Here is a 19,871-nt window from a genome sequence, read left to right on the forward strand (position 1 = left end):
ATTTGTTACAAAGAAAACCATTTTAATTTCAGCTGGTTAAAAACACAATTTCACATTTGTTAACATATCACCTTTTATCAAGACATTATTTCATTAAACTGCTCTATGACATAGTTTAAGGACATTCTAACAGTGAAAATAACAAATATTGCGCTAGCGTTAAGCCTAGCATTGACAGTCAATGGCCACGCCATTGCAGCAAAAAAAGAAGAAAAAAAGCCAGAAACACTGGCTGAGATGATCAAAGATAAAACCGAATTTGTCGGTATTTTTACACTTTACCAAGATGCCAAAACGGGTAAAAACTTAATGGTCATCAATGAGTCACAGCTTAATACCCCGTTTGTGTATTTTGCGCATACCGTTGATGGCGTGACAGATGCAGGCCACTTTCGAGGCTCATACCGAGAGACCAAACTCATAGAGTTTAGAAAGCATTTTGATCGTATTGATATTGTAAGCAAAACACCACGCTATAAGTTTGACGAGAACTCAGCGCTTGCCCGCTCTGCAGATGCCAATATCAGTGAAGCCGTTCTCGCAAGTATCAAAATAGACAAAGAAGAAGACGGCAAAATAGCCTTTGACGTTGATAAGCTATTTTTAAGCGAAGCACTGCATAAAGTGTCTCCATGGGTTAACCCTGACGATAAAAACGCTAAAAAACGCTTCAAGCTAGGTAAACTAGATGACAAAAAATCGCGTATTGTTAACCAGCGCCCTTACGCAAATAACCTAGATGTTATTGTTGATTATGTATTCAGCAACGCCAACCCAAGTGTGCGTGGCTCTGCCGCTATAAGCGACCCTCGTAACGTATCAATAAAAGTACAGCACTCATTTGTTGCTTTACCTAAAAATGACTACCAACCTCGTCAAGATGATGCGCGAATTGGTTATTTTACTAACCAGTTCGATAATATGACCTCTGCCGACTGGGCCCCTTATGAAGACGTGATCAAACGCTGGGATTTACAAAAGAAAGATCCATCCGCAGCCTTATCTGAACCTGTAAAACCAATTACGTGGTGGATTGAAAATACCACACCTGTTGAGTGGCGCGATACCATCCGCGATGCGGTACTGGCATGGAACACCTCGTTTGAAAAAGCAGGTTTCAAAAATGCGATTGAAGTAAAAATACAACCAGACGATGCAGACTGGGATGCAGGCGACATAAATTACAACGTATTACGTTGGACCGCATCTCCACGTCCACCATTTGGTGGCTATGGTCCTGCACTTGCTAATCCATTAACGGGTGAGATCTTAGGCTCAGACATCATGCTTGAGTATGTCTTCATGAAAAACCGTTGGATGTACGACACCCTATATACACAGGGTGCGGCGACACTCACTGAACATATGAGTGACTCAGAACTACACTGCTCTTTGGGCCACAGTATTCAAGAAAACATGTTACTTGCAAAAGGCCTAGGTACTGGTGCAAACATCGAAGACAAAGAAATTTTACGCCAAGGTTTAACACAACTTGTCTTGCATGAGGTCGGTCATACCTTAGGCTTAAACCACAATATGAAATCTTCTATTTTGTGGAACGAAAAAGACGTACACGACAAGCGTAAAACGCAAGGGATTGTTACAGGCTCTGTTATGGACTATGCGCCGGCAAATATCGCTCCAATTGGCATGCAGCAAGGCGATATTTTCCAAACGAAACCAGGTCCTTATGACGACTGGGCTATTGAATATGGTTACAGTCAAGCTTTGGCAGACACCGATGCCGAGCAACAACGTTTAGAAAAAATTCTTGCTCGCTCATCTGAGCATGCGCTTGCATTTGGTAACGACGCTGATGATATGCGAGCACCAGGACGCCACATTGATCCACGTATCATGATTGGTGATATGTCATCAAACCCAGCGGCCTACGCCTCAGACCGTATGGCCTTAATCAATAAACTATTTACTGAACTAAAAGACAAAGCCACGGTTGAAGGTGAGTCATATCAGCAACTAGTTACTTCTGCCAACATCCTATTCGGTAGTTACAGAACACAGGCTGGCGTAGTATCTCGTCAAATTGGTGGGGTATATGTTGAGCGCAACGTCGTGGGTGATGATAAAAATGGCGCACCATTTACGCCAGTGCCATTAGAGCGCCAGCAACAGGCTATGCAAATTCTGGCCAAAAATGTGTTTGCACCTGATGTGTTAGTCAGCATGCAACCGCTATATAACTACTTACAACAGCAACGTCGTGGTTTTAATCATTACGGTAAGAACGAAGATCCAAAACCACATAACATGATTTTAGGCATGCAAAAGCTTGTGCTTGCGCAATTGTTGCACCCTGCAGTCATGCTGCGTATTTCAGACAGCGCAATGTACGGTAATGAGTATTCACTAAGCCAATTCATGGATGACCTAACAGCCAGCATTTTTGTCGATAGTAAAAAAGCGAACTCATTAAGTCATAACTTACAAATTGAGTATGTGAACCAGCTGATTGCGATTGCAGGCTTAGGTAAAGCGAGCAAGCACGACAACCTAGCCAAAGCTGCTGCGCTTTATCAGCTAAACAAAATTGCTGATATCAGTACGCCATGGGGTGCCGACACTGCTGCAAAAGCACATAAGCAGTATATCGATCGCTTAATTAGCAAAGCGCTCGAAGCTTAATTAATAAGCACAAAAGGCTGCCAACGGGCAGCCTTTTATTATTTCAACGTTATCATCAAGCCATCGCTGGACGTGACTTGTAATATTGAATACAACCAAGTTGGGCGGCATTAGTTAGCAATATCATCACAAAAGTTAGAACATGTGACACACTCGGTGAAGCCATCGCCAGTTCTGCGCCTAAACCACAGGCTCCCGCTACAAACTGTAAACTAAAATAACGTGCACTTAAGTTACTAATATCACCGCTTTTAATTGTTTTGTAGGTTTGCGGCATAACACGGATAGAACTCATCGCTAAGCCAACATATGTCAGCCAATTAAGGACTGTGGCAGTGTCCAGTGACGGGCTAAGCAATAACAAAAAAGGCGTCACCGACACAATTAATAGCCCAGCTAATTGCAACCGTTGCTGGCGCGCTGCATTGTAACGCACGAAGTAATAAAGAATTAAACCACTTAACACACCCGTCACGATAAACGGTAAGACCATGTAAATGCGCTGAAAGTACACATTGTAGGTAATGAAATAAAGACTTTGTGCCACCCCAAAGCTCATCATTAGCAACGACACGCCCGACACACTGCGATTTTTACGAATTTTATTTAATAGCGGATAAAAGCTAAACGCCAAAATAAAGCATGAAATAATCGGCAAATAGTGCGCCAAAACAGACCTCTCTCGTTACAATTTAGTTAATACGTTAGCAGTTTATAAACAGCCCATACACAACAAGTAAATCATTGTTTTTTAAGCCATTTAAAAGAGCGCGGCATTCTAATGAGATGCTCATAAAATGCAATGAAGATGAAAAAATAGCCAGCGAGGACTTGGCAAGATTTCCGTACAGTGTGTTTACAGCTTAGAGACAGCATTCATAACTTGAATACAACGAATAACATAGGTACATTGAATAAAAAACAAGCTTAGAGGTAGATGATGAAGCAACTCTTCTGCATCTTACTTATCAGTATGTTACTGCTCGGATGTGCCAGTAAAAGTAACCAACCTGTTATGCCACCTCGTGTTGCAGACCTCCTTAATAGCACACTTTTTCAGCCTGTTACTTTAAAAGACACTGAGCTATTTGCTCTGCCCATCGACGAGCAACAACAATTCCTTGATTACTTTACACAAAGACAAGGTGGCTATCTCAGAGATGATCAAATTCTCTATCACTATTTAGAAAATAAACTCACTAATTTTAACTATTACAGTGAAACACTCACTGCCTCTGAGACAATTCAAAAACAGAAAGGTAATTGTATTAGCCTTGCTATTTTAACTCAGGCGTATGCTCAGTTAGCTGGGCTAAAAACAGGGTTTCAATCAGTGTCGAGTGAACCGGTATACAGCAAAGAAAGTAATATTGTGTATGTATCGGGTCATTTTAGGACCAAAGTCTATGCCCCACTTGATGATGAGGTGACTTACTTAATCACACCGGGAAGTATTATTGATTATTTTCCGAGCCGCGGCAGTTTTTATACCGGCAAAGCCCATTTAAACGATTTAATAAGTCGCTACTACAGTAATTTAGCAGCCGAGGCTTTAGCCGCTAAACAATTTAATTTAAGTTACAGCTATATTCTTAAAGCTGGCGATTACACCCCTTACGATCCTGCACTGTATAATCTTGCAGCGGTATTACACCGTCAAGCTGGTGACTTAGTGGGAGCAAAACATATTTATCAAACCGCATTACAGCACAACATTGAAAACACCAATTTACTTCATAACTACGCTGTGCTGGCCGAACAGCTCGACGACCAAGTACTTCTAACTAAACTCAACTCACAGCTTGCTCTAGCAAAGCAAGATCCGTTCGAATTATTAGCAACGGCAATAAATGCACGCAACAATGGTCAGTATTTTAAAGCCCGAAAGCAGCTCGAAGACGCCATAGCCTTAGCACCTTATTTGTCTGAACCCTATCTAGAGTTGGCTATTATTAACTACCAACAAGGCAATGAGCAATCGAGCAAAGAGTGGCTCGAAAAAGCCATTGAGCTTGAAAGGGAAGACGAAAAGCGGGCGCTCTATCACGCCAAACTATTCGCCTTAAATACCAAGCAGTAACGGTTATAAAGAATAGTAAAAACTAAGCCAAGCACGTAAATCGTTTTCAAAGTCGTCGCCTTCAACACGGGCGACGCCCAAATCAATATTCACATCATTCAGCCCGGCAGGCCCTAGGCCAAAGCTAAACTCGCCTTGCCATTTTAATCCATAGCTTTGTGCATATACTCGGTTATCTACTTGATGCTGTTGATAGTAAAGCCATGGGAGCGAATCTTTATAACTAATCCCGCCGCCATAACCTTTATAGCGGTTACCAAGCTGGCTAATAAACGGTAATTCGGGTGCCACCACTAAACCACTTTGAGTCTCGTTGTTAATTAAGTTAGAAGCAAAACCACCTAACGCAAGCGTATTATTGTCACGATAATGCTGAGCAAAGTTAACATAAACAGAAATATTAAACGCATGCGCACCAAACTCAGTAGCAAAGTCGTAACCTTGCCAATTATACGTTTTGCTATCACCTTTCAGTAAAGCTATCTTTGCTGACTGAGAAAACCCCACTGTTTGTCTATCATATTGCCACTTTTGTTTTAGCCCCAGCTTTAACCATTGATCATCGCCGTGAACAAAGTCGCTGTAGTTATAACTCACAGAAGGAATGATACTTAATTGTTGAAACTGCATTGGATAACTTGTTGCCAAGTGTATACCCGTGTTTTCAATTTTTTCAGCATGGTATCCGTGGTACTGTTTATCTGTATCTAACTGATAATCGAATAACAAAGCTTTAAAGTGTAAATCAAAGGCTGAATATTTGGCAGCGGCAAACGCCCCCTCTAATGCGCTATCTTGTAAATCAATACTGTAGCCTGCTTGCAAATCAAGCTGTTTTAAAAAGTCACTGCTTTTAACACCCAAGGTTAATATTGACGATGATGCGGAGTAATACTGAGAACCCAACGATAAAGTCGGCTTTTGCTGAAATACATCATAGTCAGTTTGTTGACCTGTCGCTTGTTGATAAATAGCCGCTTTAGGGAGTACTTCGCTTTCGGTCACACCACGCGGTGGTGTGGGATTTACAGCAAGTTCAGTCACTTTTTCGCGCTGAGTTAAGTCTGTAAAGTGCTTAATATTTGGGCCATCCGGTGTGACTGATAAATACAATAACTCACCATTATTCATCGCCATGGGATGAGCGATAACTTCTTGGCCTTGGCTTAGTTGATAAAGTTCATTTTTATCAAAGTCATAGTGGTACAAATCAACTGCTGCATTTTTACCAGCCACAAAATAAAGGCCTTTCCCATCAGCTTGCCAATTAGGTTGCGATACATATTGATACCCTGCAGGCATAGGCACACGATATGATTTTGTCGTGTTTAAATCTTGTATATACAACTGCCAATTCTGATTCAATGTGGTTTTCAAATAGGCCAGCCGCGACTTATCAGGGCTTAATACGGGGTAGTCATAAATAGTTTCAAGGCTTTTTGTAAACAAGGGAGTGACGTCACCATGAGTAAGGTCTACTTTCACTAACGCTGAGAAACCATGCTGATTTTGTTCTGCATAAACAGTTTCGCCATTTTCGCTAATGCTAAAACGACGCAAGCCCGCGTGATGCGTCAATGCTGTGACCTCACCCGTTGTAATATCGTAACGGTATAAATCAGAAATCCCAAGAACAGACCCTTTGCCCACGGTGGTTGTTGCTGTAAAAAACAGCGTATTTTCATCCAGCCATTGTGGATTTTTAATCCCTTGTCTATTTATTTGCTGCAATACATGCTTCTGCTCACGCTTAAATACTGCGGGAGCTTTATCGACAATATCCAGAGGATCATCGTTTAAAAGCGCATTTTGCTGTGTTGCAAATTCTTCTGCAGCCTGAGTATTTTGCTCTGTACTGTAAATAACTAAACGTGTATCACCCTCTTTATTACGCTCAACAATAACCAGTTTAGAGTTGTCTGGACTAAGTGCTGGATTTGATGCGTAGAGATCAAGCTCCAACCAAAGCTTACTTGTAAGTGGTTGTTCACTTACCTCTTTAGCCATTGCTTTGTATGTATACTCAGCAACAAAGCGGCGATACAACTTGGCTGGAGAATCAGCAAATACACCTGTAAATGCCTCATCGAAATCACGGTCTTTTACTGCCTGCATTCGTGTCCAAACAGCATCAAGCGTTTGTTCTGAATAGTTTTCTTCAAGCCAAGCCAAAAAACGCGAACCGACCAAATACGCCATCGACCCCGCCAAAAAGCCGCCTTTTGTATTGCTTAGTTGCTTATAACCTGGCAATGCACCTTGCTGAGCAAACTCAATTAAAATCGCTTCAGACAAATTGTCAAACACTCGACCACGGCCTGTCATTTTTGATTCTAATAATGTTGCGTAACCCTCTGCGGCCCAGCGTGGCATGTCTTTTTCTGCTAAGTCATACAGATCCCAGCTATTTTTAATTGCTTGACGAAAATCACTGCGAGTCGGCTGAGCTAAATGCACCAAGTGAATATATTCGTGCAAGATTAATAATTGTTGCCAACCATCGGTATTAGAAATCACCGTATCGGATTGCGGTGGCGTGGTAAAAAGTGCCATCAAGGGTTTATTAGAGACAGGTAGAGCAAAGCCATTTGCGGCATTCAGAGGGTCAAACACGACTACATCAACGACTTCATCCAAAGCACGATGCTGTTGCTTAAGCACTTTATCACGCACAATTTCAAGCTCTGTGGCAGCCGATTGCGCCCACTGTTGGTTTTCAACGCTAAAGTGTACATTAAAATGCTCAGTGTGAATTGTTTGCCATATTTCTTGGCCAGACGCCTCGCCTGCAACAAGCAGCGCAACGCTCAATAGTGCTTTTTTCATCATAATCCTTGATCCCCAGCTTGGGTATATTGATTTTAAATATTCACACTAGTATGCGTTGCTTTTTTGCGCGGTTGTAGTTAAAAAATGTAAGAAATTAATCGATTTTGATAGGTTTTACTAACCCCAAAAGTTGATAAATAATAAAAATAGTTACTGCAAACATCATACTGCTTCTGAGCGCACCAAGGCCTACGAGCATCATTGCACTGGTTACCAATAACGCGATACAAGTAATTGCGCAACTAATACAAAAGCCTTTACACTCATTTTTAAAGCGCGCGTACCACAGTAAAGCAACTAAGCCTGAAATAGCGATAATTGGAAGTAAATAAATCATCTGAATACCTGCATCCCTCACTTTTGGACAGTATACCCAAAAACGAAACCGAATCAACGGTATTGATAATCATTTTCATTTAAAACCAATTGCGTGGCTCTGATTCTATTTCATAAAGCACAAAATCAATTAACTGTTCTGCATCAACTGATTTTAAATACGGCATTGATACAGAACCCGATGCAAGTTGTATATACAGGCTTTTTAAACCTGATTTTCGCATTAAATATGTACTAATAGTCGTGGCACTTTGTGCTTTATAAATTTCAAACAAACGATACTGAGTCCCTATCATTCCCGTTCTAAACACGGCAAATGAGCGGCCTTCATGTTGATACAGCGCCATGCCTGTTTTTTGATAACGTAAAAATACGGCAGCCATCAATATACTCGCAGGTAATAAACCCCAAAGCATTGATAACGTTTCAAATAGTTGATCAATAACGACAACGCTAATCACACTCGGCAAAAATACATACAACACAGTGTTTTTATACAGCAGTGCCCGTTCGGGTTTAATAAAATTAAGCTCATTTAAATTAATAAACCACGGAAACAACCAACGGCACACTTGCTGAACATGCGCTGCGGTTAACACGGGCATCACCAGTGTTTGTTTGTTTTTATGCGCCGCAACACCTGGGGCTGTATTACCACTGCTCACTTGTGGACATATCAATGTATAACGCTTTAATAATCGTGCAATGATATTTTGCTTAATTTGTACACTTTGTATTTTCTCTGAGCTTATTGATAACTGCTGGCGCTCAAAGAGCCCCGCTACACGTTTAAACTTATTATCTTGAAAATATAAATGAAAATTAAAAAACCTAATTAAAGCCATAGTAACCGACAACAACACAGCGCACAGCACGATAACAACAATAACGGTCACCACAGCCAATGCTGCCGCACTGCCAACAAAGGCAGCCTGCTCGTTAAACATGGCTTCTAGACGCGCAATCAATGAAGTTTCAAGGTAATCAAAAATGGCATTCATAAAAGGGGCAAGCGCCGCTAACGCTAAAATAGCCATATTCGACATCAAACCAAACTTCGCTATTTCGGCGTTACTAAGCGTGAGTGTGTGTTGTGCTGATGGTTGTGCTGCATGTTCCGCTTTTTCAGGCGTGTCACTTTGCTGCAACTGCGCTTTAAATGCCATCACTTGTTCGCGTACATGCTCGGCATAACTGAGCTTTACACCTGGGATCACGGCTTCTTGAGCGCTACTGCCTGCAGCATCAAAAATACAGTTAACCAAATTTACGGGCTGGAAATAAAAGGGCTCAGCGATATTCACATTTTGCACTCTGGCAAACTTCAGTGTTAAGCGCTCTTTCTTAAATACCCCTTTGTTTAACAGGATTTCATTTTCGCTACTGATGCGATAAGAAAAATTTCTATAATATGCAAATGCATAAACAACTAACATGACAATAGCGATGCTTGCTGCGACTTGCCCCCAAAACCATTTTTGCTCAACCTGAGTCACAAAAATAACTAAAATAGGCAGTAAATTTAGTAAGCCATCTTTAACAAATCGAATAGCAAAATGCACAATAAAATATAAAAGTGCCCACGGCGACACGCGTTGCCAATCATTGTTATTCATCGACTAGCTCATCAACTGTTGCATGATTGTCATAACCATAGCTTTGTACAAACTGCCTAATGTCATTGCATTGTTTATCTGTTAAACCACTGATATGAAGATCCGCACTCATGCCACCAGCACTGTAGAGTCTGAGTGTTGCTAAGCCAAGTTTCCGCTCAATGGGTCCTCGATGTATCTCAGTATGTTGAACTCGAGAAATAGGTAACAGAGTCACTTGTTGCCAAATTAAACCACGCTTATAAGCAATATCATGCTCACGTAATGCAATCCCTTTTACACGAACACTGTAAAGGTTATACAGCATTGAAAGCACAACGAGCACGGGCAGCAGTAGCAACCAAGGTGCAGATACCGCATCAGCAAACGGTTGATTAAAATACCGAACAGCCACAATGACCGTCATGAGTGGAATATAAAAAAGCAGCCAATTAATTTGTACATGCCAAATAGCGTTATCTGCAAGCGGCTGAAATTTAATAGTATGGTGGCGAGGCAGAGTGTCGATTTGTTGATTACTAAACACGATTATTCCTTGTAAAGGCCAGTGTCACTGGCCTTACGTGCTAACGTTGAGTGTGGTAAATTAAACCCAGCGAAGTGTCGTTGCAAGCGTATGGCTGGCACCTGGCGCAAGCTCTACACTGTCATCAAGTACATTTGCTGCTTCTAAGCAGAGCATCACATGATACTCATCGTCGGCAAAGTTCGACAAGCGTTTTGACTTCTCAATCCACGGATTCCACAGCACACATGATGTTGAGTTTTCACGACCTACTTCAATAATGCCGTCTGGGGTAATTATACGCTGTGTAGCCTCTGCTTCGGTGTACACCATGTCGGTTTCGCGCGCAAAAGCAACCAAGTCATGCTGCTCAAAAGGGCCTTCGCCAAACTCAATGTATTTTGCCCCTTGCAAACCATCAACTTTGGTTTCTTCAATCGCAGGTGTTGGGAAATACGTGTGTAGCGCTTGAGTAAAGTGAATGGTTTCATTATCCATGTTCGTGGTCGTTAAGCGTAACTCAAGACTCGACGTTAAAATAAATTCAGCAAGTAGCTTAGTTTTGTGAGGCCAATATTTATCATCAACCTGAGTCATCGGTAACGAAAGGCTGATATAGATTGAATCTTCTTGTTCTTTCACTTCTTCAGCGCGCCAAAGACCTGTACGAGCCACACCATGCGCAGGCCAACCTTCATGCTGACTTACACCAAACCATGGCCAACAAATAGGGATACCGCCACGTACACCTTTCCCCTCTTGATAGTCTTCTAACTCAGACACCCACAACAACGGCTTTTTGCCTGCAGGCGTGAACTCAGTAATTTGCGCACCTTGCAGAAAAATAGTTGCTTCACACAACTCACTCGCAACCTTAATAAACTCAAGTCCGGTGTCACTTTGTTCAATCGTAACTGATGGCGATAACTTCATAATTCGTCCCATTTAATGAAAGAAAAATCCACCTTACCCAAAGCGGTGGCAATTAGTAAATAATATTTAGTTATTTGATGAAAATGTTTTACAACCAAATGCTAAGTCACCCCATATTAGCATTTTCAGTGTTAACAACAATTACCCTATCTAAACGACAAAATAGAGCATTTAATTTCTGCTCTAACTAAATACAAATCAAAACCATGCCATTATTAGCTTTAATCTATGGCTGATATAGGTGTAATTTATTTGAACTCAATTTATTAGATGTGTAATATTTCGCGATTGCGGTCGCCAGATACCGCCTTTTTAAAGAGACACAACTATGCAAAAGTATGACGAGCTATTGGTATCGTTACGTAAAGTTATCAGGGCTATCGACCTTCATTCAAAACAACTCAACAAAACATCGGGATTAACAGGCCCACAATTACTTATAATGAACGAAGTCGCGCACACCGATGGCATTACGGCCAGCCGCATCGCACAAAACGTTAATTTAAGTCCCGCAACTGTCACCAATATTTTAGACCGCATTGAAAACCGTGAGCTAGTTACACGTGTTCGCAGTCAACTAGATAAGCGCCGTGTCAGTCTATACCTTACCGAGCGCGGCAAAGAAATTTTGAATAAAGCGCCACAGCCTTTACAAGAGCACTTTATTGAAAAGTTTTCAGCCCTTGAAGAGTGGGAACAAAGTCTATTGTTGTCATCTATGCAACGTATTGCAGCCATGATGGATGCAGACCAACTTGATGCCTCCCCCTTACTTGAAGTAGGTGCGCTTACGCGAACCATTGAGTCTCAATAATAAACCCGTTGATTAATATTAAATTTATGTGGCTACCCTTGGGTTCAGTGTGAATATCATCTATGCTAAATAGTACCCATTCTTACATTAGCGATAATTCATGCTTAAACTTTCAAAGTTAGCCCTAGCGATAGCGTTGGGCACTACTTCAAGTCTTAGTCAGGCATCAGAAATCGATGACCTTCAAAAGCAGCTGCAATTACTAAAGCAACAGATGCAGCAACTTCAAACTCAGCTCGAAAAAGCAGAGCAACAAGCAAAACAACAAGCGGCGCAGCAAGAACAAATTGATGCCCAAGTTGCTAAACAGCAAAAGCAGCTTGAGCAGCAAACGGCTGCTGTTGATTCAGAGCTCGAAAAGAAAGAATCTGGGATTCGAGTTGGCGGTGCTGTACGTACCAATTTTAGTCACACATCTTATGATGACGGCAATAAGAACCGCGGTGGCGACTTCGATTTTGATATTTTCAGATTGAATTTTGCAGGCGATGTTGGTGACGTGCAATTAAATGCAGAAATTCGTTTTTTCGATTACATGACTGCAGTTAAATATGCCTATGCAGCCTATGACTTTGCCGAAGATTGGCAAGTGCAAGCAGGGATCACCAAAGTCCCCTTTGGTAACTGGCCTTATAACTCTCATAACTACTTTTTTGGCACCACTTATTACGTTGGCTTAGAAGATGACCACGATTTAGGTGTGTTATTTAAGCGTAAAATAGCCGATAACTGGCAAATTGACCTTGGCTTTTTTAAAAATGATGAATTAGGTGGTGTTGACGGTTACGTTGATAATCGCAGCGATCGTTATTCGTATGATGTCGTTGGTTTTCGTGATGCCGACGAAGGCGTTTACGCAGAACCCACCAATGCGATAGGTGAATACAATACATTCTCTGGACGTTATGGTTACCACTTCGAGCATGATGGTGGCACCACTGAGTTAGGTGTTTCTGCGTTATCAGGCGGCCTACACGACGGTGAAGACAAAGCAGGCGACTACATGGCTTGGGCTGTGCACCTTAACAGCACCATTGGCCCGTGGAACTTCCAACTGCAACATGGTGAATACGATTACGACATTGATAACGTAAATCGTATGGCTGTCGGTGCCTACTCTTTTTATGACAGTATCGCCGCCGAAGCCACCATGACTAATGCCAACATTGCTTACAGTTTACCTGTTGAGTGGGGGCCAGTAACCAACCTGCAATTTTATAATGACTACGGCATTATTTACGATAAGTCAGATAACAGTGCAGACACGTGGATGAATGTAACGGGTGTGTCGGTCGCCGCAGGTGGCTTATTTACCTACTTTGATCTTGTAAAAGCGAAAAACCAACCGTTTGTTGGTGGCTCAATAGCTGGCGACAGCGACGAGACCGAAACGCGCTTCAATATCAATATCGGTTACTACTTTTAAAACGATTAGCCCAGCTATTGCTGGGCTTTTTTAAACTTTCTATGCCCCCATCCCTCGTTTACCTCTAAATAACACAGCAATTTTTTAACCCCTTAAACGTTCTTCATGCAACATTAGGTAAAAAACGTTAGCTGAGCTACAGTTAAAAGTAACGCAGAATAAATGTATGATTTTGCAAAATATGCATCACCGCATTTTCAGTTTTATCAGGCTCAATTATATTGATGAATGTAAGAACGGTATTTACCGCCTATAAAAATGGCTGCTATCAATTACTTGGATTATTGATGGTTGGCTTAGGTATCATAGGTATTGCACTCCCTGTGATGCCCACAACTATTTTCTTTATTCTTGCTTTGGGCTGTTTTACACGCTCTTCTCCCGCTTTGTCTGCTTGGCTATTAAATCATCCTCGGTATGGTGAATCACTTCGATATTGGCAGCTCTATAAAGTGGTTCCGCTAAGAGCAAAGTTTTTAGCTGGCCTTGGCATGGCCGTGGGCTATTTCTTCTTACTGCAAAGCGCAGCACCGATTTGGGTTATGTATCTTGTAGCTGTTATCGAGGTGTGCGTGTTGGGCTATTTAATCAATCGTCCCTCAAAGCCTAATCATCCGACGCTGATCCAACTTAACATATCCACTCGGCTGCAATTAATGCTACTTGCTAGCCTGTTTACCTCACAACTCGCCATTATTGCGTACCTCGCTATTCAGTATTAACTGCTCGAATGTAAAGAACGTAAACGCACTTGTTATTAATAATACGAACTATTATCATGTGAGCATCAATAACAAGTACCTTACATTATGTTCTCTTTCAATAAACGCATGTTTTATAGCGTTAGCCGTGCCTTACATATTTATTTATCAACCGCGCTATTTTTTCTACTGATCTTATTTTGTATCAGCGGCATCATCCTCAATCACGTAAGTTGGCTTGAAAATGACAAACATAATGGTCAAACCCACGTGCTCATTTCTGCACAGCTCTTCGAAAAAGCACAGCAGAACCTTAATGCATTACCCACTCTTTACCCTGAAATTGAACGCTATATGGCAGATCAGTTTTCTCTGCAGAATGTAAAAAGCATTGAATGGGAAAAACAAGACGCACTAGTCATGCTCGACTACCCGTTGCCTGCAGGGTTTGCTTATGCCGAAATCGACTTTCAAACGGGAGAGCTCAATCTTGACTACCAAACAGGTGGGGTTATGAGCCTTATTGGTGATTTGCACAAAGGCCGTCATACAGGCGAGGCATGGAGCTGGGTAATTGATATCTCAGCAGTATTAATGATCATCTTCGCTATAACTGGCTTATTTATTTTATTTCAAAACCGTAAAAAGCGTACCTCAGGGCTTTGGCTAACACTGTTTGGTGTCGTCACACCTCTGGTTATTTATCTAGTTTGGGTGCCTCAACTTAAAGGAGTATCTTAATGAAACAAGCCCACTTACTACTTGCTCTACTGTTCAGCTGTTTATTCAGCCCACTTAGCTTTGCCAAAGACGCCAACCTCACCGTTGAGTTCACTTTGCCTGAGCTTGATGTATCCCCTTATCACCGTCCATATGTTGCGCTTTGGCTTGAAACCCCAGAACGTAAACATGTAACCACAGTGGCACTTTGGGTTGAAAAAGCAGAGTGGTTTAAAGACTTACGTCAGTGGTGGCGTAAAGCAGGTCGCAGTAACGATAACTTCGACGGCGTAACAGGTGCCACAAAACGTCCTGGTACTTACACCATTGAGTGGCACGGTAAGGATTTAAAAGGTAACCCCGTTAAACCCGGTAAATATTTACTCAATGTGGAAGTTGTACGTGAAGAAGGTGGCCGTGATTACAGCCGTGTTGAAATCGACTTAACAAAAGATGGCAAAGTCACTCTCGCTGGCGAAAAAGAATTCGCGACTAGCTTCGTTACTATTACTAGCAATTAAGGATAAACAATGAAATTAAAATTATTAAAAACGGCCCTAATCGGTGCCGTTACGTTCACCGCACTTGCATCAAGTTACGCACAGGCACACGCTCGTTGGTTAATGCCATCGCACACCTCTTTATCGGGTGAAAAAACACATTATGTGATGATTGATGCCAGTATTTCAAACGAGTTGTTTAGCCCAGACAAAGCCTACCGCCCAAATGAACAAGGCGCAGAATATGATGACAACTTATTAATCGCCCTTGCGCCAAACGGTAAGCCTGTAGAAGAGAAGATTCGCGCGTACTACCTAAAACGTAAAAACTCAGCGGCCGTTAGCTTATCGCAAGATGGGACGTACCATATTGCGATGCAGCAAAAGCCCCTGCTAATGACATTCTACAAAGATAAAGACGGCAACCGTGGTCGTGTATTTACAGGTAAAAAAGACGCTGATCTTCCTGCTGGTGCAACCGAAGTACGCACGATTAAGTCAATCGCAACCGTTGATACCTTTGTAAGCCGTAACGGCACTTCTAAACCCACATTACTTGGCCAAGGCTTAGAGATTTCGGGCCCAACGCATCCAAACGATTTATTTGCAGGTGAAGAGGCTAAATTCCAATTATTAATGGATGGAAAACCTGCCGCTAACGTTGAGCTAGCGATTGTACGCGGCAGTGCTCGTTACCGTAATGCGCGTGATGAAGTAAAACTTACTACCGATAGTGAAGGTTTCTTCACCGTGACATTCGAACACGCTGATATGTATCTGATTGAAGCATCTGTTGATCAAAAACCAACAGAAGCAGATATCGATAACGTGCGTTACTCATTATTTACCACCCTTGAAGTCGCGCCTGAATAAGTCACTTAATGAGGCCTTATAAGAGGCCTTATTCGACTTTCGAGGAAGACTGTAGTCAACGGTGTGATCACAGCTGCCGTCTTTCTCGCAATCATTGGCCCACCTCCATCGACATCCCAGCTTGGGTGCATCCCATTTAATGGGCTTTTGATAACGCTAATATCTTCTGTAAATTTACTATGCTCATCACGGCCTGCGGCATTGCGCATCAAAAATACCCAAATCACATAATTGCCATCATCAGGAATTTTAAGCTCAGCATGATCACCTTTTGCCGGGCCAACATACAAAGCGGTTGGGTTACCTTTCGGTAAAATATTAAAGTAGTTACTAGAGTTTGAAGGAGCAAAATCAACCTTTAATGTATTGCCTTTATTAAGGTTTATTTGATATTCCCACATCTCATAACCTTTAATTATGTCTTTAACTTGCCAGCTTTGCTGCACCGCTATATCTGAAACTAATAACTCATAATGACGACTATTGGGTAAGTTTTGATTAGCAAACACCACGCTGCTTGCAGCCATAGAAAAACAAAATCCTATTGATAACAATAACTTCACATTGAATCTTCTTTAAGATTCTTTTTTAAAGAATAATAAGCGCTAATTTTACTATTTTTAATTCTTTTAAAGTGAATTTATAGTTACTTCATCGCAGACACACAGCTTAACTAAACAGGATACCTACTATGAAACTTTTTACTTTAATCTCAGCTCAACCACAATTACAAAATATTAGCACTTTATTGGCACGTATTGGTTTATCGGCCATCTTTTTACTCACCAGCTTTAGTAAAATCGAGTTTTTCGATGCAACAGCACAGTACATGGCATCCGTTGGTTTACCAGAGTTCTTACTGCCATTTGTCATTGCTTTTGAAATGGTTGGCGGGTTATTTATTTTACTCGGCTTCTTAACACAACTAACCGCTGTCGCTTTTGCTGGTTTCAGCCTGGCCAGTGCTTTGTTATTCCACTTTCAACTTGATGATCAAATGCAATTTTTAATGTTCTACAAAAACATTGCAATGGCAGGTGGCTTTTTAGCATTAGCCAGTGTTGGTGCAGGCAAAATCAGCCTAGATCAACTAATGTTAAAACGTAGTCAGGCATAACATTTCTCCCAGCCAATAACCTAGGTTGTTGGCTGGGTTTGTTTTTAAGGAGCGCAAATATGGCAAAGTTATTAACAGCAACCAGCCACGATATTGGTGGGCTCGATGTAAAACGCATCTTGCCGCATTTTGACAAAAAAATGGTTGGGCCATTTATCTTTTTTGACCACATGGGGCCGAATCACTTTCCTCGCGGTGAAGGCATAAATGTGGGGCCTCATCCTCATATTGGCCTTTCAACGCTCACTTATTTGTTTACTGGCAGTATTTACCATCGCGATTCACTAGGCAATAGCCTGCAAATAGAACCTGGCGATGTTAACTGGATGACCGCAGGTCGCGGTATAGTGCACTCAGAAAGAGAAAGCCTTGAAGTGCGTGCAAGCGAGCACGACATTAATGGTCTGCAATGCTGGGTTGCTTTGCCTGAGAGCATGACCGAAATAGCACCGCGATTTGAACATATCAAAAAACAGCAACTGCCTGAAAAAATAGAAAAAGGAGTGCTGATGCGACTAATCGTGGGTGATGCCTATGGCTTGAGCTCCCCGGTGAAAAGCTACTCACCTATGTTTTATTTAGATACAGTAGCAGAGCAAGGCAGTTATATTACTAAACCGCATCCTCATCATGAAACCGCTGTGTATGTAATTTATGGTGAAGTTAGTATTGGTGATACTCGCTATACTCAAGACAATTTTGTTCTACTCGATGACAGCGAACACGAAATTACGACCCATGTGCATAGCCGCTTTATTTTACTCGGTGGCAGTAAATTCAATAAAGTTCCTTATTTACACTGGAACTTTGTTGCATACAGCAAAGAGCGTATCGAGCAAGCAAAACAAGATTGGCAAGCACAGCGCTTTGCTAAAATCCCCGGTGATGAGCTTGAATATATTGAGTTGCCCTTTGCTAAAAAGTAAACTTTTTTGCAATTTATAGGTACTATCCATTTACAGGCACTAATTAGTAAGTAACCACGTTAGCAAAGGAATACCATGCTAAGAATCACCCTAGAGCAATGGCGCATGTTTCGTGCTGTTGTTGAGTTTGGTGGCTTTAATCAAGCCGCACAAAGCATTCATAAAAGCCAGTCGAGTATTCATAATGCCGTGGGCAAAATTGAATCGGCACTCAATGTAAAATTATTTACTATTCAAGGGCGTAAAACGGTGCTCACAGAAGCCGGTGAAATGATGCTACGCCGTGCCAATTATTTACTCGATGAAGCTGCCAAAGTCGAAGCGATTGGCCAAACCCTCGGCGAAGGTATCGAAAGCAAGCTGCGCATTGCAGTTGATGCCATTTTTCCACAGCAATTACTTTATAAAGTGCTTAACGACACGTCTTCGCAATACCCACAACTGCGTATCGAATTGCATGAATCTGTGCTGATGGGTGGCAATGAATTACTTGTAAATGATCAGGTCGATATTGCCATTACAGGTTTTCCGATAGCGGCTGGCTTTCATGAAGAGTTATGCAATATTGAATTTATTGCCGTGGCGCATCCAGATCACCCTTTGCATGCGATTGACCGCGAAATAACATTAGAAGATTTAAAATCACACCGACAAATTGTAGTGCGTGACTCAGCGAATAAACACAAACAAGATGGCGGCTGGCTAGGTGCCGATCAACGTTGGACGGTAACGCATTTACGCACCTCTATTGATATGATCAGTAATGGTCTAGGCTTTGCGTGGTTACCAAAAATAGCGATTGAAAAACAACTCGCAGCAGGGCAAATGAAAGCGCTCAATTTAACGCATAACAGTAGCCGCAGTGCTAAGTTACATTTGCTCTTCAAAGACGGTGACAAACTGGGTCCCGCAGCACGGGCATTTCTTGGCGAATTACGCTACCAAGTAATGGAAAATCTATAGTTTAAGCGGTGTTTCAGCGATGCCTTTAACACCCGGCTTTAAAATAAACACGCCCCCGCTGTGCGGGTAATCAGCAAGTACCGACTCATCCAACCCGACTGCTGCGGTAGTAATTGCCACATGCTCAAGTGCCTCTCCGACAAATGCAACACTGGTAACACGTGGTGCGGGAATACGTAAAAATTGCACTTGCTCGCCGCGTGGCGAAAAACGATAAACACCATAACCATTCCATGCTGCGACCCATAAGTGGTCGTCATTATCAACCGTCATGCCATCTGGGTAACCCATGCTATCGGTAAAACGGATAAACGCATGCTTATTACTAAGCTCGCCCTGTGCACTTAATGAGAAGCGATAGATAGTTTGTTTTTCAGAGTCTGTTGAGTATAAAAACTGCCCGCATTTACTTACCGCCGGTCCATTACTAATGGTGTAGTGTTGGTCAACGACTTCAGGAGCCTTTCCATGACCAACGCGGTATAACTTTCCACTCGGAGCTTGTTCTTGAGAGTCCATCGAGCCAAAAAAACCAAAACCTTGCCGTGATGTTTTACCATCGTTTAATCGGTTTTGCTGTGGCTCATTGTCGATTGAGTAAAGCAGTTCGCGGCTAAAGTCTTCGCTATTAAGTTTATAGATGCCCTTCGCAAACCCAGCAACAAGTTCACCTTGCTCCGTTTCCATTACCCAACAAATGGGTTCTGGCATGGCAAACTGACTTACCCGCATACTTTGGCAGTGCAAACGAAATAAACGCTGACCCAAAATATCAACCCAAAATACACAGTTGTGGGCTTTTGCAAAGTAAGCACCTTCGCCTAATTGGCATTGGCTTGAAATAATTATTTTTAAGGTGGCATCGAGCATAAATTTCATTAAATAAACA

The 19,871-nt window shown here is 41.9% G+C and carries 18 protein-coding genes and 1 pseudogene; 11 read left to right on the forward strand and 8 right to left on the reverse strand.

Translation table 11 applies throughout. From position 1 onward, the window contains the following. The first annotated feature begins 132 nt into the window (after positions 1-132). Positions 133-2,643 carry a zinc-dependent metalloprotease gene (locus JIG41_RS07255; protein WP_199524501.1) on the forward strand — a complete coding sequence of 837 codons (2,511 nt, stop codon included), beginning with the start codon at positions 133-135 and terminating at the stop codon, positions 2,641-2,643. 55 nt (positions 2,644-2,698) lie between these two features. Here the strand turns inward: JIG41_RS07255 and JIG41_RS07260 are convergent, their stop codons facing one another. Then, positions 2,699-3,313 carry a membrane protein gene (locus JIG41_RS07260; RefSeq protein WP_036973591.1) on the reverse strand — a complete coding sequence of 205 codons (615 nt, stop codon included), beginning with the start codon at positions 3,311-3,313 and terminating at the stop codon, positions 2,699-2,701. Positions 3,314-3,580: 267 nt separating this feature from the next. Between JIG41_RS07260 and JIG41_RS07265 the strand changes: the two genes are divergently transcribed. Beyond that, positions 3,581-4,723: a lipopolysaccharide assembly protein LapB gene (locus JIG41_RS07265; RefSeq protein WP_231387293.1), complete on the forward strand. Its 1,143-nt coding sequence runs from the start codon at positions 3,581-3,583 to the stop codon at positions 4,721-4,723. A gap of 3 nt (positions 4,724-4,726) precedes the next feature. Here JIG41_RS07265 and JIG41_RS07270 read toward each other — a convergent pair whose 3' ends face one another. From JIG41_RS07270 to JIG41_RS07290, 5 genes are all read right to left on the reverse strand, one after another. After that, a complete protein-coding gene (locus tag JIG41_RS07270; RefSeq protein WP_199524508.1) occupies positions 4,727-7,549 on the reverse strand; it encodes a hypothetical protein in 2,823 nt (940 codons plus the stop codon). A 97-nt stretch (positions 7,550-7,646) separates the two neighbouring features. Then, positions 7,647-7,889, reverse strand: coding sequence for a hypothetical protein (locus JIG41_RS07275; RefSeq protein WP_182395845.1), 243 nt, complete (start codon positions 7,887-7,889; stop codon positions 7,647-7,649). A 79-nt stretch (positions 7,890-7,968) separates the two neighbouring features. Next, positions 7,969-9,504: a PH domain-containing protein gene (locus tag JIG41_RS07280; protein WP_074989514.1), complete on the reverse strand. Its 1,536-nt coding sequence runs from the start codon at positions 9,502-9,504 to the stop codon at positions 7,969-7,971. After that, complete coding sequence (locus JIG41_RS07285; protein WP_036973596.1) at positions 9,497-10,030, reverse strand: PH domain-containing protein; 534 nt, start codon at positions 10,028-10,030, stop codon at positions 9,497-9,499. The genes JIG41_RS07280 and JIG41_RS07285 overlap by 8 nt, the downstream gene beginning before the upstream one ends. 60 nt (positions 10,031-10,090) lie before the next feature. Then, a complete protein-coding gene (locus JIG41_RS07290) occupies positions 10,091-10,942 on the reverse strand; it encodes a D-hexose-6-phosphate mutarotase (protein WP_118844755.1) in 852 nt (283 codons plus the stop codon). A 328-nt stretch (positions 10,943-11,270) separates the two neighbouring features. Here JIG41_RS07290 and JIG41_RS07295 point away from each other — a divergent pair, with 328 nt between their 5' ends. The 6 genes and pseudogenes from JIG41_RS07295 to JIG41_RS07320 all read left to right on the forward strand — a co-directional run bounded on the left by JIG41_RS07295 (position 11,271) and on the right by JIG41_RS07320 (position 15,976). Continuing rightward, positions 11,271-11,756 (forward strand): MarR family winged helix-turn-helix transcriptional regulator, encoded by a 486-nt coding sequence (locus tag JIG41_RS07295; protein WP_036973598.1) that lies wholly within the window; start codon positions 11,271-11,273, stop codon positions 11,754-11,756. Between the two features lie 100 nt (positions 11,757-11,856). Next, the gene (locus JIG41_RS07300) at positions 11,857-13,182 is read left to right on the forward strand and encodes a porin (RefSeq protein WP_199524502.1); all 1,326 of its coding nucleotides are present in this window, start codon (positions 11,857-11,859) and stop codon (positions 13,180-13,182) included. Positions 13,183-13,406: 224 nt separating this feature from the next. After that, a pseudogene (locus JIG41_RS07305) lies at positions 13,407-13,790 on the forward strand (YbaN family protein); the annotation flags it as partial. Between the two features lie 201 nt (positions 13,791-13,991). Next, on the forward strand, positions 13,992-14,624 hold the full coding sequence (locus JIG41_RS07310; protein WP_065979485.1) for a PepSY-associated TM helix domain-containing protein: 633 nt from the start codon (positions 13,992-13,994) through the stop codon (positions 14,622-14,624). Further along, the gene (locus JIG41_RS07315; RefSeq protein ID WP_036973601.1) at positions 14,624-15,124 is read left to right on the forward strand and encodes a DUF2271 domain-containing protein; all 501 of its coding nucleotides are present in this window, start codon (positions 14,624-14,626) and stop codon (positions 15,122-15,124) included. Before JIG41_RS07310 ends, JIG41_RS07315 begins: the two co-directional genes overlap by 1 nt. Before the next feature lie 9 nt (positions 15,125-15,133). Next, complete coding sequence (locus JIG41_RS07320; protein ID WP_036973602.1) at positions 15,134-15,976, forward strand: DUF4198 domain-containing protein; 843 nt, start codon at positions 15,134-15,136, stop codon at positions 15,974-15,976. A gap of 5 nt (positions 15,977-15,981) precedes the next feature. On the opposite strand, the gene JIG41_RS07325 is transcribed toward JIG41_RS07320, so the two are convergent. Then, on the reverse strand, positions 15,982-16,503 hold the full coding sequence (locus JIG41_RS07325; protein ID WP_199524503.1) for a hypothetical protein: 522 nt from the start codon (positions 16,501-16,503) through the stop codon (positions 15,982-15,984). Between the two features lie 164 nt (positions 16,504-16,667). Here JIG41_RS07325 and JIG41_RS07330 point away from each other — a divergent pair, with 164 nt between their 5' ends. From JIG41_RS07330 to JIG41_RS07340, 3 genes are all read left to right on the forward strand, one after another. After that, complete coding sequence (locus JIG41_RS07330) at positions 16,668-17,093, forward strand: DoxX family protein (RefSeq protein WP_036973603.1); 426 nt, start codon at positions 16,668-16,670, stop codon at positions 17,091-17,093. A gap of 59 nt (positions 17,094-17,152) precedes the next feature. Further along, positions 17,153-18,019 (forward strand): pirin family protein, encoded by an 867-nt coding sequence (locus JIG41_RS07335; RefSeq protein WP_036973604.1) that lies wholly within the window; start codon positions 17,153-17,155, stop codon positions 18,017-18,019. Between the two features lie 75 nt (positions 18,020-18,094). Beyond that, positions 18,095-18,982 carry a LysR family transcriptional regulator gene (locus JIG41_RS07340; protein WP_036973605.1) on the forward strand — a complete coding sequence of 296 codons (888 nt, stop codon included), beginning with the start codon at positions 18,095-18,097 and terminating at the stop codon, positions 18,980-18,982. Here the strand turns inward: JIG41_RS07340 and JIG41_RS07345 are convergent. Then, on the reverse strand, positions 18,977-19,861 hold the full coding sequence (locus tag JIG41_RS07345; RefSeq protein WP_227006793.1) for an SMP-30/gluconolactonase/LRE family protein: 885 nt from the start codon (positions 19,859-19,861) through the stop codon (positions 18,977-18,979). The genes JIG41_RS07340 and JIG41_RS07345 overlap by 6 nt on opposite strands. Between the last annotated feature and the right edge of the window lie 10 nt (positions 19,862-19,871).

The organism is Pseudoalteromonas sp. bablab_jr011, from assembly GCF_016464045.1.
Taxonomy (GTDB): domain Bacteria; phylum Pseudomonadota; class Gammaproteobacteria; order Enterobacterales; family Alteromonadaceae; genus Pseudoalteromonas; species Pseudoalteromonas lipolytica.